The organism is Enterobacter cloacae complex sp. AR_0002 (assembly GCF_001922365.1).
GTDB classification, from domain to species: Bacteria; Pseudomonadota; Gammaproteobacteria; order Enterobacterales; family Enterobacteriaceae; genus Enterobacter; species Enterobacter hormaechei_C.
In genome coordinates this window covers 4,605,503-4,619,486 of record NZ_CP018814.1, presented here as the reverse complement: position 1 = coordinate 4,619,486, position 13,984 = coordinate 4,605,503, and the positions used below count along the sequence as shown (strand labels likewise).

15 protein-coding genes are annotated in these 13,984 nt (G+C 55.4%); 6 read left to right on the top strand and 9 right to left on the bottom strand.

Translation table 11 applies throughout. The features are described from left to right. Nucleotides 1-59 precede the first annotated feature (59 nt). The gene (actS, locus tag AM329_RS22970; RefSeq protein WP_022651807.1) at nucleotides 60-800 is read right to left on the bottom strand and encodes an amidase activator ActS; all 741 of its coding nucleotides are present in this window, start codon (nucleotides 798-800) and stop codon (nucleotides 60-62) included. Between the two features lie 163 nt (nucleotides 801-963). Here actS and idi point away from each other — a divergent pair, with 163 nt between their 5' ends. Continuing rightward, nucleotides 964-1,506 (top strand): isopentenyl-diphosphate Delta-isomerase, encoded by a 543-nt coding sequence (gene idi / locus AM329_RS22965; protein ID WP_003863454.1) that lies wholly within the window; start codon nucleotides 964-966, stop codon nucleotides 1,504-1,506. Nucleotides 1,507-1,554: 48 nt separating this feature from the next. Here the strand turns inward: idi and lysS are convergent, their stop codons facing one another. From lysS to xerD, 5 genes are all read right to left on the bottom strand, one after another. Next, nucleotides 1,555-3,072 (bottom strand): lysine--tRNA ligase, encoded by a 1,518-nt coding sequence (gene lysS / locus AM329_RS22960; RefSeq protein ID WP_003863452.1) that lies wholly within the window; start codon nucleotides 3,070-3,072, stop codon nucleotides 1,555-1,557. A gap of 9 nt (nucleotides 3,073-3,081) precedes the next feature. Beyond that, nucleotides 3,082-4,180 (bottom strand): peptide chain release factor 2 gene (gene prfB, locus AM329_RS22955; protein WP_096147815.1). Its coding sequence is split into 2 segments (ribosomal slippage): nucleotides 3,082-4,104 and nucleotides 4,106-4,180, totalling 1,098 coding nucleotides; the frame shifts between segments, so codons are not numbered across the junction. 90 nt (nucleotides 4,181-4,270) lie between these two features. Then, nucleotides 4,271-6,004, bottom strand: a complete 1,734-nt coding sequence (gene recJ / locus AM329_RS22950) for a single-stranded-DNA-specific exonuclease RecJ (RefSeq protein ID WP_032610082.1) — start codon at nucleotides 6,002-6,004, stop codon at nucleotides 4,271-4,273. A 5-nt stretch (nucleotides 6,005-6,009) separates the two neighbouring features. After that, nucleotides 6,010-6,723, bottom strand: coding sequence for a bifunctional protein-disulfide isomerase/oxidoreductase DsbC (gene dsbC / locus AM329_RS22945; RefSeq protein WP_003863443.1), 714 nt, complete (start codon nucleotides 6,721-6,723; stop codon nucleotides 6,010-6,012). Between the two features lie 28 nt (nucleotides 6,724-6,751). Then, nucleotides 6,752-7,648 carry a site-specific tyrosine recombinase XerD gene (xerD, locus tag AM329_RS22940; RefSeq protein WP_003863442.1) on the bottom strand — a complete coding sequence of 299 codons (897 nt, stop codon included), beginning with the start codon at nucleotides 7,646-7,648 and terminating at the stop codon, nucleotides 6,752-6,754. A 101-nt stretch (nucleotides 7,649-7,749) separates the two neighbouring features. Here xerD and fldB point away from each other — a divergent pair, with 101 nt between their 5' ends. Continuing rightward, the gene (gene fldB, locus AM329_RS22935) at nucleotides 7,750-8,271 is read left to right on the top strand and encodes a flavodoxin FldB (protein ID WP_003863440.1); all 522 of its coding nucleotides are present in this window, start codon (nucleotides 7,750-7,752) and stop codon (nucleotides 8,269-8,271) included. Between the two features lies 1 nt (nucleotide 8,272). Here fldB and AM329_RS22930 read toward each other — a convergent pair whose 3' ends face one another. Together AM329_RS22930 and sdhE are read right to left on the bottom strand one after the other, a co-directional pair. Then, entirely contained in the window at nucleotides 8,273-8,683 is a 411-nt protein-coding gene (locus tag AM329_RS22930) for a protein YgfX (RefSeq protein ID WP_022649305.1), read from the bottom strand. Next, the gene (gene sdhE / locus AM329_RS22925) at nucleotides 8,664-8,930 is read right to left on the bottom strand and encodes an FAD assembly factor SdhE (RefSeq protein ID WP_003863437.1); all 267 of its coding nucleotides are present in this window, start codon (nucleotides 8,928-8,930) and stop codon (nucleotides 8,664-8,666) included. Before sdhE ends, AM329_RS22930 begins: the two co-directional genes overlap by 20 nt. A 294-nt stretch (nucleotides 8,931-9,224) precedes the next feature. On the opposite strand from sdhE, the gene ygfZ reads away from it, so the two are divergent. Continuing rightward, nucleotides 9,225-10,205: a tRNA-modifying protein YgfZ gene (ygfZ, locus tag AM329_RS22920; RefSeq protein WP_022649306.1), complete on the top strand. Its 981-nt coding sequence runs from the start codon at nucleotides 9,225-9,227 to the stop codon at nucleotides 10,203-10,205. Between the two features lie 85 nt (nucleotides 10,206-10,290). On the opposite strand, the gene AM329_RS22915 is transcribed toward ygfZ, so the two are convergent. Then, nucleotides 10,291-10,950 carry a hemolysin III family protein gene (locus AM329_RS22915; protein ID WP_003863433.1) on the bottom strand — a complete coding sequence of 220 codons (660 nt, stop codon included), beginning with the start codon at nucleotides 10,948-10,950 and terminating at the stop codon, nucleotides 10,291-10,293. 266 nt (nucleotides 10,951-11,216) lie between these two features. Between AM329_RS22915 and AM329_RS22905 the strand changes: the two genes are divergently transcribed. The 3 genes from AM329_RS22905 to AM329_RS22895 all read left to right on the top strand — a co-directional run bounded on the left by AM329_RS22905 (nucleotide 11,217) and on the right by AM329_RS22895 (nucleotide 13,982). Further along, the gene (locus AM329_RS22905; protein ID WP_023314798.1) at nucleotides 11,217-11,948 is read left to right on the top strand and encodes a MurR/RpiR family transcriptional regulator; all 732 of its coding nucleotides are present in this window, start codon (nucleotides 11,217-11,219) and stop codon (nucleotides 11,946-11,948) included. 116 nt (nucleotides 11,949-12,064) lie between these two features. Further along, the gene (gene bglA / locus AM329_RS22900) at nucleotides 12,065-13,498 is read left to right on the top strand and encodes a 6-phospho-beta-glucosidase BglA (RefSeq protein WP_003863430.1); all 1,434 of its coding nucleotides are present in this window, start codon (nucleotides 12,065-12,067) and stop codon (nucleotides 13,496-13,498) included. A gap of 124 nt (nucleotides 13,499-13,622) precedes the next feature. Further along, a complete protein-coding gene (locus AM329_RS22895; RefSeq protein ID WP_003863427.1) occupies nucleotides 13,623-13,982 on the top strand; it encodes a hypothetical protein in 360 nt (119 codons plus the stop codon). Nucleotides 13,983-13,984: the final 2 nt, after the last annotated feature.

Below are 13,984 nucleotides of genomic sequence, written 5' to 3'. Positions count from 1 at the left end.
TAGACCTTACGCCTCTTCATACAAGCCTTTACCCCACTAAGTGGCGATTAAATAATCACTTAGCATTTCGGCTTACTGCCCTGCGCCGGAAGATAACGCTGCGGATCGATGGCTGTGGCCTTATAGCGGATCTGGAAGTGCAGCTTCACCGTATCCGTCCCGGTACTGCCCATGGTCGCAATCTTCTGCCCCGCCTTCACGTTCTGCCCGTTATTGACCAGCATCGTGTCGTTATGCGCATAAGCAGTAATGTAGTCCTCACCATGCTTAATCATGATCAGGTTACCGTATCCACGAAGCTGGTTACCGACATAGACCACCTTCCCGGCCCCTGAAGCGTAAACCGGCGTGCCGCGTGCGGCAGCGATATCAATACCTTTATTGCCACCTTCCGAGAGCGAGTACGGCGCAACCACTTTTCCGCTTGCAGGCCAGATCCAGCAGCGCTGACCGACCGGCGGCCAGGATGATTTAGGCACCTGATAGGATGGCGTGACTTTGGCTGTTTTACGCGTTGAGGACTTTTTCCCTGAGGAAGAACCGCCGTTAACCTTGAGCTTCTGCCCTACCTCAATAGTATACGGTGGAGAAATATTATTCAGGCGCGCCAGCTCCTTCACGCTGGTTCCCGTGGCGCGTGAGATGCGGTAGAGCGTGTCCCCGCGCTTAACGGTATAGACTGCACCGGAATAACTGCCCATATCCGAAGATTTACTCCCCGAGCATCCTGCTACAAGTAGCGTCAGCGTCAGGCAGAAAACGGCAATGATCGGGTTTCTCGTCAGGCTTCCTGCAAACAAAACAGCTCCTCGGTCAGCGTGAATGGCGCACTATGATAGCAGCCCAAACTGATGCGGGTCATGCCCTTTTCCGCTCTGTGGGCCAAACCGTGCGCATAAGAATGCAGTATAATAATTCCGCTGATGGTGCTGAACCATTAAGCATTTTGGCACTGGAGCATCAATGAGTATTCAAGAACACGTTATTTTGGTAAATGACCAGGGAAAAGTGATTGGCACTCAGGAGAAGTACGCCGCGCACACGTCACACACCCCGCTACACCTGGCCTTCTCTTCATGGCTGTTTAACGCTAACGGAGAATGTCTGATCACCCGTCGCGCCTTAAGTAAAAAAGCCTGGCCCGGCGTATGGACCAACTCCGTTTGCGGTCATCCACAGGCCGACGAAGCGACAGAGCAGGCGATTATCCGCCGCTGCCGCTTTGAAGTCGGCGCCGAAATCACAGACATCACCCCCATTGCCCCGGAGTTCCGCTACCGTGAAGCCGACCCGTCAGGGATCGTTGAAAACGAAATCTGCCCGGTCTATGCCGCCCGCGTAACGAATACCCTCGCAATCAATGACGATGAAGTGATGGAATATCAGTGGGTGGAGCTGGACGCGCTATTCCGCGCGCTGGACGCCACACCGTGGGCATTTAGCCCGTGGATGGTGCAAGAAGCGAACACTGCGCGTGAAAAACTCAGCGCCTTCGCGGCGCAATAAAAAAGCCCCGGCGATAAACGCACGGGGCTTTTTTTACGTCTTAACGGCTTATTTCACCGGACGCATCGCCGGGAACAGGATCACGTCGCGGATGGTGTGGCTGTTGGTGAACAGCATCACCATACGGTCGATACCAATACCCAGGCCAGCCGTCGGCGGCAGGCCGTGCTCCAGCGCGGTCACGTAGTCTTCGTCGAAGAACATCGCTTCGTCATCGCCTGCCGCTTTCGCGTTAACCTGATCCTGGAAGCGCTGCGCCTGATCTTCTGCATCGTTCAGCTCGCTAAAGCCGTTACCGATTTCGCGGCCCCCGATGAAGAATTCGAAGCGGTCAGTGATTTCCGGGTTCTCGTCATTACGACGCGCCAGCGGAGACACTTCCGCCGGGTATTCGGTGATGAAGGTAGGCTGAATCAGGTGCGCTTCGGCCACTTCTTCGAAGATCTCGGTCACGATACGGCCCAGGCCCCAGCTCTTCTCAACCTTAATACCGATGCTTTCAGCGATCGCTTTCGCAGAGTCGAAGTTATCCAGATCCGCCATATTGGTTTCAGGACGGTATTTCTTGATCGCTTCGCGCATGGTCAGTTTTTCGAACGGCTTGCCGAAGTCGAACACCTCTTCACCGTAAGGTACCTGGGTGGTGCCCAGAATGTCCTGCGCCAGGGTGCGGAACAGGGATTCGGTCAGCTCGATCAAATCTTTGTAATCCGCATAGGCCATATAGAGTTCCATCATGGTGAACTCGGGGTTATGACGTACGGAGATACCTTCGTTACGGAAGTTACGGTTGATCTCGAACACGCGGTCAAAACCGCCGACCACCAGACGCTTCAGGTACAGTTCCGGCGCGATACGCAGGTACATGTCCAGGTCCAGGGCGTTGTGATGGGTGATGAACGGACGAGCGGAGGCTCCACCTGGGATCACCTGCATCATCGGGGTTTCTACTTCCATAAAGTCGCGGTTAACCATGAACTGGCGAATGCCGGCCATGATCTGGGAGCGAATTTTGAAGGTCTTACGGGATTCATCGTTAGAGATGAGATCCAGGTAACGCTGACGATAGCGCGCTTCCTGATCCTGCAAACCGTGGAACTTGTCCGGCAGCGGGCGCAGGGCTTTGGTCAGAAGACGCAGCTCGGTGCAGTGGATAGACAGTTCACCGGTCTTGGTTTTGAACAGTTTACCTTTAGCGCCCAGGATGTCGCCCAGGTCCCACTTCTTGAACTGCTCGTTGTAGATGCCTTCCGGCAGGTCGTCACGAGAGACGTACAGCTGAATGCGGCCGCCAACGTCCTGTAAGGTCACGAAGGACGCTTTACCCATGATACGACGGGTCATCATGCGGCCCGCCACGGACACTTCAACGTTCAGCGCTTCCAGCTCTTCGTTCTCTTTACCGTCGAAGTCTGCGTGCAGTTGGTCTGAGGTGTGGTCACGACGAAAATCGTTCGGGAACGGCACGCCCTGCTCGCGCAGCGCTGCCAGCTTCTCGCGGCGGGTTTTCAGTTCGTTGTTAAGATCGACTACCGCGTCAGCGCCCTGTGCTTGTTGTTCAGACATGTTGGTTCCTCATAACCCTGCTTTCAAACTTGCTTCGATAAATTGGTCCAGGCTGCCGTCCAGCACCGCCTGCGTGTTACGGGTTTCAACCCCGGTGCGCAGGTCTTTGATGCGGGAGTCATCAAGGACGTAAGAACGGATCTGGCTGCCCCAGCCGATATCGGACTTGTTGTCTTCCATCGCCTGCTTCTCAGCATTTTTCTTCTGCATCTCCAGCTCATAAAGCTTCGCTTTCATCTGCTTCATGGCCTGGTCTTTGTTCTTATGCTGGGAACGGTCGTTCTGGCACTGTGTTACCAGCCCGGTTGGAATGTGGGTAATACGCACCGCAGATTCCGTACGGTTAACGTGCTGACCACCCGCGCCGGATGCGCGGTAAACGTCGATACGCAGGTCCGCCGGGTTGATGTCGATATCGATATCTTCATCCACTTCCGGGTAGACAAACGCGGAGCTGAAGGAGGTGTGACGACGGCCGCCGGAATCGAACGGGCTCTTACGCACCAGGCGGTGAACGCCGGTTTCAGTACGTAGCCAGCCGTAGGCGTAATCGCCAATAATCTTGATGGTGACGGATTTGATACCCGCCACTTCACCTTCGGATTCTTCGATAATCTCGGTTTTGAAACCGCGCGCTTCCGCCCAGCGCAGGTACATGCGCATCAGCATGCTCGCCCAGTCCTGTGCTTCGGTACCGCCAGAACCTGCCTGAATATCGAGATAGCAGTCAGCGCTATCGTATTCGCCGGAGAACATGCGACGGAATTCCAGCTGCGCCAGCTTCTCTTCCAGCACGTCGAGCTCTGCCACGGCTTCGTTAAAGGTTTCTTCGTCGTCGGCTTCGACAGCCAGCTCCAGCAGCCCAGAAACATCTTCCAGACCCTGCGCCATTTGATCCAGCGTATCTACGATGGCTTCGAGGGAAGAACGCTCTTTACCCAGCGCCTGCGCGCGCTCAGGTTCGTTCCAGACGTCCGGCTGTTCCAGCTCGGCGTTTACTTCTTCGAGACGCTCTTTCTTGGCATCGTAGTCAAAGATACCCCCTAAGAACGTCAGAGCGCTCCGTGAGGTCCTGAATGCGGTTTTTTACCGGATTAATTTCAAACATGGTCTGTTTTCTTTTATGAGCTTGTCAAAATGCGGTGATAAGAGCGGGATTGTACCGAATCCACGCCCTTTTTTATAGAGATTACTGACGCTAAATTGGCCAGATATTGTCGATGATGAGCTGAAGGGAGCGGTTACCGCGGAACTCGTTAATATCCAGCTTATAGGCCAGCTCAACCTCGCGCACGCCGTTGTCCGGCCAGATGGAGGTATCAACGTTAAAGGCGATGCCGTCGAGCAGCGGTCCGCCGCTGACCGGTTCCACCATCACTTTGAGATGGCGTTCGCCCACGATGCGCTGTTGCAGCAAACGAAAACGTCCGTCGAAAAGCGGCTCCGGGAACATCTGCCCCCACGGGCCGGCATCGCGCAGCATCTGCGCCACCTCCATGGTCATTTCAGCCGGTGAAAGCTCACCGTCAGAAACCACTTCACCCTGCAACAGAGCCGGATCGATCCACTCGGTGACCAGTTCGCCAAACAGACGCTGGAACTCGTCGAACTTCGCCTCTTCCAGCGACAGGCCTGCCGCCATCGCGTGACCGCCGAACTTAATCATCAGGTTCGGATGCAGCGTATCCAGACGCTCCAGCGCATCGCGCATATGCAGCCCCTGAATGGAACGACCGGAGCCTTTCAGCGTGCCGTCCCCGGCGGGGGCGAACGCGATCACCGGGCGGTGGAAACGCTCTTTAATACGCGACGCCAGAATGCCCACCACGCCCTGGTGCCATTCGGGGTGATACATCGCCAGCCCGCCCGGCAGGGTGTCACCGCTGCGCTCCAGCTTTTCGCACAGGGTCAGTGCTTCGGCCTGCATCCCCTGCTCAATCTCTTTACGGGTCTGGTTGAGTGCGTCCAGCTCACTGGCCAGCACGCGCGCTTCGCCGATGTTGTCACACAGCAGCAGCGCGACGCCAACCGACATATCGTCCAGCCGCCCCGCCGCGTTCAGGCGCGGGCCGAGGGCAAAACCCAAATCGCTTGCCGCGAGCTTCAGCGGATCGCGGTTGGCAATTTCCAGCAGCGCCTTAATCCCCGGACGGCATTTACCTGCCCGAATGCGGCTTAAGCCCTGCCAGGTGAGAATACGGTTATTGGTATCGAGCGGTACCACGTCCGCCACGGTTCCCAGCGCCACCAGATCGAGATACTCCGCGAGGTTCGGCACGGCAATCCCGCGCGATTCGAACCAGCCCTTATCACGCAGCAACGTGCGTAACGCCAGCATCAGATAAAACGCCACCCCTACTCCGGCCAGCGATTTCGACGGGAAATCGCAGTCGCGCAGGTTCGGGTTAATGATGGCTTCGGCGGCAGGCAGGGTTTCTCCTGGCAGGTGGTGATCGGTGACCAGTACCGGGATCCCCAGCGCATGGGCATGATCGACCCCCGCATGAGAAGAGATCCCGTTATCCACGGTCATGATCATCTGTGCGCCACGGGCATGGGCCTGATCGACCACTTCCGGGCTGAGGCCGTAGCCGTCTTCAAACCGGTTCGGCACCAGGTAAGTCACGTTATCACAGCCCAGCGCACGCAGGCTGAGCACGCTCAGCGCGGTACTGGTTGCGCCGTCGGCATCGAAATCGCCCACCACGACAATCCGCGTGCCTTCCCGGAACGCGTTGTAGAGCATTTCAGTCGCTTGTTCGATGCCACTCAGCGCTTGCCAGGGCAGCATGCCTTTGACGCTGCGCTCAAGATCGCTTGCCGTACGCACGCCACGGCTGGCGTACAGCCGCTTTAGCAGCAGCGGAAGCGTGTCTGGTAAATCCGCGGTTTCACCCGCATCGCGGCGGCGCAGTTTTATCGGGGCTTTCACGCGAATTATTTACCACCCATCTGTTTCTGGTGCTCGTCGAGGAACGCTTTCATCTCTTTTGGCCCCTGGTAGCCCGGCACCACATAGCCGTTACTCAGCACAATGGCTGGCGTACCGCTCACGCCAAACTGTACGCCCAGCGCGTAATGGTTAGCGATGTCGATATCGCAGGACGCGGGCTTCACGCCTTTGCCGTTCATCGCGTCATCAAAGGCCTTGTTGCGGTCTTTCGCACACCAGATCGCTTTCATATCCTGCTCAGGCTGGCTCTGCACGCCAGCACGTGGGAAAGCCAGGTAACGCACGGTAATGCCCAGCGCGTTGTAGTCTTTCATCTCTTCATGCAGCTTGTGGCAGTAGCCGCAGGTGATGTCGGTGAAGACGGTAATAACGTGCTTTTCCTGCGCCGCTTTGTAGACAATCATCTCTTTTTCGAGCGCGTTCAGGTTTTTCATCAGCAGCTGGTTGGTGACGTTCACCGGCTGCGCGCCGCTCACGTCGTACATGGGTCCCTGAATGATGTGCTTACCGTCTTCGGTCACGTACAGCACGCCGCTGTTGGTCAGCACCGTTTTCATGCCAGCCACCGGCGCTGGCTGGATCTCGCTGCTGGCGACGCCGAGTTTCGTCAGAGACTGTTTAATGGCGGCATCATCCGCATGGGCAAAACCGGAAACCGAAGCTGCCAGCAGGGTGAACAGCGCTAAAGACTTTTTCATATATGTTCCTGTAACAATTCGTCGGCACTCACGCGCGAGGGTGGTGCTGTTGGTGTAGCTGCCGCAGGCGTTCCGTCGCGACATGGGTGTATATTTGCGTCGTTGAAAGATCGCTGTGTCCAAGCAACATCTGCACCACGCGTAAATCAGCGCCGTGGTTTAACAGATGCGTCGCGAAGGCGTGACGCAAAACGTGCGGCGACAGCTTCTCACTGTCAATACCCGCCAGTGTGGCGTAATGTTTAATGCGATGCCAGAACGTTTGTCGCGTCATCTGCTGCGCGCGCTGGCTCGGGAACAATACATCTATGGAGACGCCGTTCAGCAGCCACGGACGCCCGTGTTCCAGATACGTCTCCAGCCAGTAGACCGCCTCTTCACCCAGCGGCACCAGCCGTTCTTTGTTCCCTTTACCGATAACGCGCACCACGCCCTGACGCAGGCTGATATCGCTCATCGTCAGGCCCACCAGCTCGGAAACGCGCAAGCCCGTGGCATACAATAGTTCAAGCATGGCTTTATCGCGTAACTCCAGCGGAAGGTCAACTGCGGGCGACTGTAATAATCTCTCAACTTGTGCTTCGCTGAGATCTTTTGGCAGCCGCTGAGGCAGTTTAGGCGATGCCAGCAGTGCGCTGGGGTCATCCGCGCGGATCTTCTCGCGGTACAGGTGCTGGAACAGGCGGCGCATGGCGCTCAGCAGACGCGCGGAGCTGGTGGCTTTGTACCCCCCTTCCATCCGCTCAGCCAGCAACCCTTGCAGGTCATCGCTTTGCGCGCTTTCAAGCGTCAGCCCCCGATGCGCCAGCCACTCGACCAGCAGCGTGAGATCCCGACGATAGGCGCTGAGCGTATTTTCAGCGAGGTTTTTCTCCAGCCACAGCGCGTCGAGAAACTGTTCGATGAGTGCGAGATCCTTTTCCACATCAGCCCCTTTGGTTCTGCAATCTGGCCATTATGCCTGATTGCCATCGGTTTCTGGTACACTACGCGCAAAGTCATAGCAAGAATTGAGATAGTTACGCGATGAATATTGGTCTGTTCTATGGTTCCAGCACCTGCTACACCGAAATGGCGGCGGAGAAAATTCGTGACATCATTGGCCCGGAACTGGTGACGTTGCATAACCTGAAAGATGACGCGGTTGCCTTGATGGAGCAGTACGATGTGCTGATTCTGGGTATCCCTACCTGGGACTTTGGTGAGATTCAGGAAGACTGGGAAGCCATCTGGGATCAGCTCGATTCGGTCAATTTTGAAGGCAAAATCATTGCGATGTACGGCATGGGCGACCAGCTGGGCTACGGGGAGTGGTTCCTCGACGCGCTCGGCATGCTGCATGACAAACTGGCGCCAAAGGGCGCGACGTTTATCGGCTACTGGCCTACGGAAGGCTATGAGTTCACCAGCCCAAAACCCGTCATTGCCGACGGCCAGCTGTTTGTCGGGCTCGCGCTGGATGAAACCAACCAGTACGATCTCAGCGACGAGCGCCTCCAGACCTGGTGCGAACAAATTCTGGGTGAGATGGCCGAGCAGTTTAGCTGATTTATTCCTGCGTTGGCTGTTGCACGATTAGCCGGCGCAGATCCCGCCACTCCGCGGGATCCATACTGTCTGCGGCCAGCCACAGGTGCTGGCGACGGTTATCCTCGACCCGACGCAGCCGTAGCATCATCCCGGTGTTGAGCATCCACGGCGTCCCTATCATTTCCCACTCTTTTCCCTGCCAGCGCAGGCGAGAATCCATCAGCAGCTTAATTTCACCCTGACGGGCGTTGATTCGACGCTGGCTGCGCACGCTATCAAACACCACAAACGACAGCAAAAGCAGCCACAGAGGGGTATAGCTTAGCGGCCACGGCACCAATAACACCATTGCCGCGACCAGACCGTGGAGCAGTAAGGACATCCACTGTGAGCGCCACGAGACGCGAAGATCAGATTGCCACAGGACCACGTTCCTGATTCCGTGTTTGAATTAATTGCACCATCCGTTGCAACTCGGTGTCGGCGGGCTTGCCGTGATTCATCAGCCAGTTGAATAAATCCGGATCGTCAGACTCAAGCAGACGGACAAACAGGCGCTTATCGTCATCGCTTAAGCTGTCGTACTCATACTCGAAGAAAGGCATGATGGAGATATCAAGTTCACGCATGCCGCGACGGCACGCCCAGTGAATACGGGCCTTGTTGTTAATATCCATGTTCTGTTTCCTGCATTACGTTTGGCACAGTCGGTATCCCGTTTGGTATTCATTATTGCTCTCCGGGAACACCTGCTAGTGTAACGTGTTTTTGACCGTTTCTTTACTGGAATATTGCGAACCTCGAGCAGGCTTCCTGAATAATCCTTATAAAGACAGCGGATTACACTATTTTGCGTAGCGCCACGCATAACCGCGTAATGGCACGAATGGCCTGCTGAAAGCGCTTGCATTGAATACAGTCTCTTTTACCATTAGGTATTATCAAAGCGTTAAGCAATTCAGGACATCACTATGGCATTTACACCATTTTCTCCTCGCCAGCCCGCCGCCTCTGCGCGTCTGCCGCTGACGCTGATTACTCTTGATGACTGGGCACTGGCGACACTGACCGGTGCGGACAGCGAAAAATACCTGCAAGGCCAGGTCACGGCGGACGTGGCGCAGTTGACTGAGCACCAGCATCTGCTGGCCGCGCATTGCGATCCAAAAGGCAAAATGTGGAGCAACCTGCGTCTGTTCCGCCGTCAGGACGGATTCGCCTTTATTGAGCGCCGCAGCCTGCGTGACGCCCAGCTTAAAGAGCTAAAAAAATACGCGGTCTTTTCTAAAGTCACCATCGCCCCGGACGATGAACACGTTCTGCTGGGGGTCGCGGGTTTCCAGGCGCGTGCAGCGCTGAAAAACCTGTTTGCCGAGCTACCGGATGCTGAAAAACAGCTGGTCAGCGAGGGAGCGACCTCCATTCTGTGGTTCGAACACCCGGCGGAGCGCTTCCTGCTGGTAACCGACGAAGCAACGGCGGAACGCGTCACTGACGCCCTGCGCGGTGAAGCACAGCTCAACAACAGCCAGCAGTGGCTGGCGCTGAACATCGAAGCGGGCCTGCCGGTCATTGACGCGGCAAACAGCGCGCAGTTTATCCCGCAGGCGACAAACATCCAGGCGCTGGGTGGTATCAGCTTTAAGAAGGGCTGCTACACCGGTCAGGAAATGGTGGCGCGTGCGAAATTCCGCGGCGCGAACAAACGCGCCCTGTGGACGCTGGCTGGTCACGCCAGCCGTGTGCCGGAAGCGGGTGAAGATCTTGAAATGAAGATGGGCGAAAACTGGCGCCGTACCGGCACCGTGTTAGCCGCCGTCCAGCTCGATGATGGCCGCCTGCTGGTGCAGGTTGTCATGAATAATGATATGGAGCCCGACAGCGTGTTCCGCGTGCGTGATGATGCAAACACGCTCAGCATTGAGCCGCTGCCGTATTCACTGGAAGATTGATGCTGTATCGCCCGGTGTTGATATTCACCCTCTCCCTGTGGGAGAGGGTCGGGGTGAGGGCATCAGACCGCACCTTACAAAAAAACTACACCTGCCCAACATACAGATAAATTGCCAGGAAGTGACACACGCTGCCGCCCAGCACAAAGCCGTGCCAGATGGCATGGTTGTACGGAATACGCTTGCAGACGTAGAAAATCACGCCCAGCGAGTAGACCACACCGCCCACCGCCAGAAGCGTCACGCCCCCCACCGCCAGCTTAATGGCTAACTGATACACCACAATCAGCGACAGCCAGCCCATTGTCAGATAGGTAACCAGCGACAACACTTTAAACCGGTGCGCAATGGTCAGCTTAAACAGGATCCCCAGCAGCGCCAGGCTCCAGATCACAATCATCAGGCCACGCGACAGCGGTGAGTTGAGCCCCACCAGCAAAAACGGCGTATAGGTACCCGCAATAAGAAGATAGATAGCGCAGTGGTCAAATTTCTTGAGCCATATCTTCGCCCGTTGATGCGGAATCGCGTGATACAGCGTTGAGGCAAGGAAAAGCAGGATCATACTCCCGCCATACAGGCTGTAGCTGGTAATGGCCATCGCGCTGGCGTTGGTATCCACTGCCTGTACCAGCAATAACACTAAGCCGACAATCCCAAAAACCAGGCCAATGCCATGGCTTATACTGTTGGCTACTTCCTCAGCCAGCGAATATCCCTGTGCGATTAATGGTCTGCTCACCATACTTAACTCCGGGAAAACAAAAGATGATTATTCATCGCCAGTCTATGCTAACTGAGAATGATTCCAGTGAACACCTGTTAGCTAAAATAAATCTATAATCAAGATTTATCCTTATAAATCAGTGTAATGAAAAATAAATCCACCGCACAGGTGTAAATGATTTCATTAACACCTGAGTAATCAAGGAGATAAATCCGTCTCCCGCCCTTCGTCATCATGGTATGCTTCAGGAATAGTGTCCGACAGCGAGTTTAGCCATTGTGAGTATGTTCAGCCATTCCGCCATTGCCAGCCTCAACAATCTGGAAATGATGGTCTACAACTATGTCATTAAGAACCGCGATAAAGTGATGTACATGACCATCCGCGAGCTGGCGGATGCTGCTGGGGTCTCCACTACCACTATCCTGCGCTTCTGCCGCAAGCTCAACTGCGATGGTTACTCGGAATTTCGGGTGCGCTTTAAACTCTATCTGGAGCAGAACGAGCCGCAGCAGGCGAATTTTGGTGCCAGTGAAATTATCAGCTTCTTTAAAAGCGTAAATAACGAAGAGTTTGATGCGCTATTAGATAAAGCCGTCGATATTATTTTATCATCTGAACGAATTATTTTTGTCGGTGCGGGCACCTCCGGATCGCTGGCAAAATATGGCGCACGTTTCTTTTCAAATATCGGCAAATTCAGTAACCATATCGACGATCCTTATTTCCCGGTCACTAACGACATGGCTAAAAATGCGCTGGCCATTGTACTCTCCGTCTCCGGCGAAACCGAGGAGATCCTGCGCTTCGCCAGCCAGTTCAGCCTGCACCACTGCAAGGTGCTCTCCGTCACCAGCCATGAACATTCTCGTCTCGCAAAGCTGGCGGACTTTAACCTCTCCTGGCATGTCCCGCAAACGCGTATTGGCGGCGTTTACGATATCACCACGCAAATTCCCGTCATCTATATTCTGGAATCATTAGGCCGAAAACTGGCGAAGAAATTAACAGAATAAAACATCTTGTTTTTTTGATGTGACAAATTACAATTTCCACAAATTGTTATATCGTGACATTTAATTCCGCTTTGCTAGACTCGAAATCAATAAGTCCTGAATTGAGAATAGCAAAGATGAAAAAACTCACCTTACCGAAAGATTTTTTATGGGGCGGCGCGGTGGCGGCGCACCAGGTTGAAGGCGGCTGGAACAAAGGCGGCAAAGGGCCAAGCATCTGCGACGTGCTAACCGGCGGCGCACACGGCGTTCCGCGTGAAATCACGCAGGAAGTGATTGAAGGCAAATATTACCCGAACCACGAAGCCGTCGACTTCTATGGCCATTACAAAGAAGACATTAAGCTGTTTGCCGAGATGGGCTTCAAATGTTTCCGTACCTCCATCGCCTGGACGCGCATCTTCCCGAAAGGCGACGAAACTCAGCCAAACGAAGAGGGGCTGAAGTTTTACGACGACATGTTCGATGAACTGCTGAAGTACAACATCGAGCCGGTGATCACCCTCTCCCACTTTGAAATGCCGCTGCATCTCGTTCAGGAATATGGCGGATGGACCAACCGTAAAGTGGTCGATTTCTTTGTGCGCTTCTCGGAAGTGGTATTTGAGCGCTACAAAAATAAGGTCAAATACTGGATGACCTTCAACGAAATCAACAACCAGCGCAACTGGCGTGCGCCGCTGTTCGGCTACTGCTGCTCTGGCGTGGTCTATACCGAGCACGACAACCCGGAAGAGACCATGTACCAGGTGCTGCACCACCAGTTCGTGGCCAGCGCGCTGGCGGTGAAAGCCGCACGCCGCATTAACCCGGAGATGAAAGTCGGCTGCATGCTGGCGATGGTGGCGCTCTATCCTTACTCCTGCAAGCCAGAGGACGTCATGTTTGCTCAGGAATCCATGCGCGAGCGCTACGTCTTTACCGACGTGCAGCTGCGCGGCTACTACCCGTCTTACGTGCTGAACGAGTGGGAGCGCCGTGGGTTCTCCATCAGGATGGAAGCGGGCGACGAGCAGATCCTGCGTGAGGGCACCTGCGACTACTTAGGCTTCAGCTACTACATGACCAACGCGGTCAAAGCGGAAGGCGGCACCGGTGACGCCATTTCCGGCTTCGAGGGCAGCGTGCCGAACCCACACGTCAAGGCGTCCGACTGGGGCTGGCAGATTGATCCGGTAGGCCTGCGCTATTCGCTGTGCGAACTGTACGAACGTTATCAGAAGCCGCTGTTTATCGTCGAAAATGGTTTCGGCGCCTACGACAAGGTGGAAGAGGACGGCAGCATCAACGATGACTATCGCATCGACTACCTGCGCGCCCACGTGGAAGAGATGATGAAGGCGGTGACCTGGGATGGGGTGGATCTGATGGGCTACACGCCGTGGGGCTGCATCGACTGCGTCTCCTTCACCACCGGCCAGTACAGTAAGCGCTACGGCTTTATCTACGTCAACAAGCACGACGACGGTACCGGTGACATGTCCCGCTCCCGTAAGAAGAGCTTTGAGTGGTATAAAACCGTCATTGCCAGCAACGGCGAAACGCTGTAATGGCTCGCCCTCTCTGCAAGCGGAGAGGGCAAACCGCTTATCTTCCAGACACTTCTTTACAGCTTTTGCGTTGCCAAAATATGTTCGCCCGATAATATAGGCGTCCTGAATATTTGAGGCGAACATGATCAAGCGACAACGCAACGCTATCCTGCTTGTAGCCCTGGCCTGCCTGGTGGTGCTGATATGCACCGCCCAGCGGATGGCCGGGATGCACGCGCTTGTCATGAACGTCACCGCCACGAGCCAGTCTGTCCAGCAGGGGCAGGAGAGTACCGACGCACCGGTAACCCCGTGTGAGCTTAGCGCCAAGTCGCTGATGTCGGTCCCGCCTGTTTTGTTTGAAGGCGCCCTGATTGCCGTCACCCTGCTGCTGGCGTTGCTGGCAGCCAGCCCGCCGCGCCGCGAACGGCAGTGGCCTCCCCGCGTTATCTCCCCGCCCCGGTTAAGGGTGCATCTGCGATTATGCGTCTTCCGTGAATGAGC

Coding starts and splice junctions, on each gene's coding strand:
- idi (WP_003863454.1), top strand. CDS start 964: ATGAGTATTCAAGAACACGTTATTTTGGTAAATGACCAGGGAAAAGTG.
- lysS (WP_003863452.1), bottom strand. CDS start 3,072: ATGTCTGAACAACAAGCACAGGGCGCTGACGCGGTAGTCGATCTTAAC.
- dsbC (WP_003863443.1), bottom strand. CDS start 6,723: ATGAAAAAGTCTTTAGCGCTGTTCACCCTGCTGGCAGCTTCGGTTTCC.
- fldB (WP_003863440.1), top strand. CDS start 7,750: ATGAATATTGGTCTGTTCTATGGTTCCAGCACCTGCTACACCGAAATG.
- sdhE (WP_003863437.1), bottom strand. CDS start 8,930: ATGGATATTAACAACAAGGCCCGTATTCACTGGGCGTGCCGTCGCGGC.
- ygfZ (WP_022649306.1), top strand. CDS start 9,225: ATGGCATTTACACCATTTTCTCCTCGCCAGCCCGCCGCCTCTGCGCGT.
- AM329_RS22915 (WP_003863433.1), bottom strand. CDS start 10,950: ATGGTGAGCAGACCATTAATCGCACAGGGATATTCGCTGGCTGAGGAA.
- AM329_RS22905 (WP_023314798.1), top strand. CDS start 11,217: ATGTTCAGCCATTCCGCCATTGCCAGCCTCAACAATCTGGAAATGATG.
- bglA (WP_003863430.1), top strand. CDS start 12,065: ATGAAAAAACTCACCTTACCGAAAGATTTTTTATGGGGCGGCGCGGTG.
- AM329_RS22895 (WP_003863427.1), top strand. CDS start 13,623: ATGATCAAGCGACAACGCAACGCTATCCTGCTTGTAGCCCTGGCCTGC.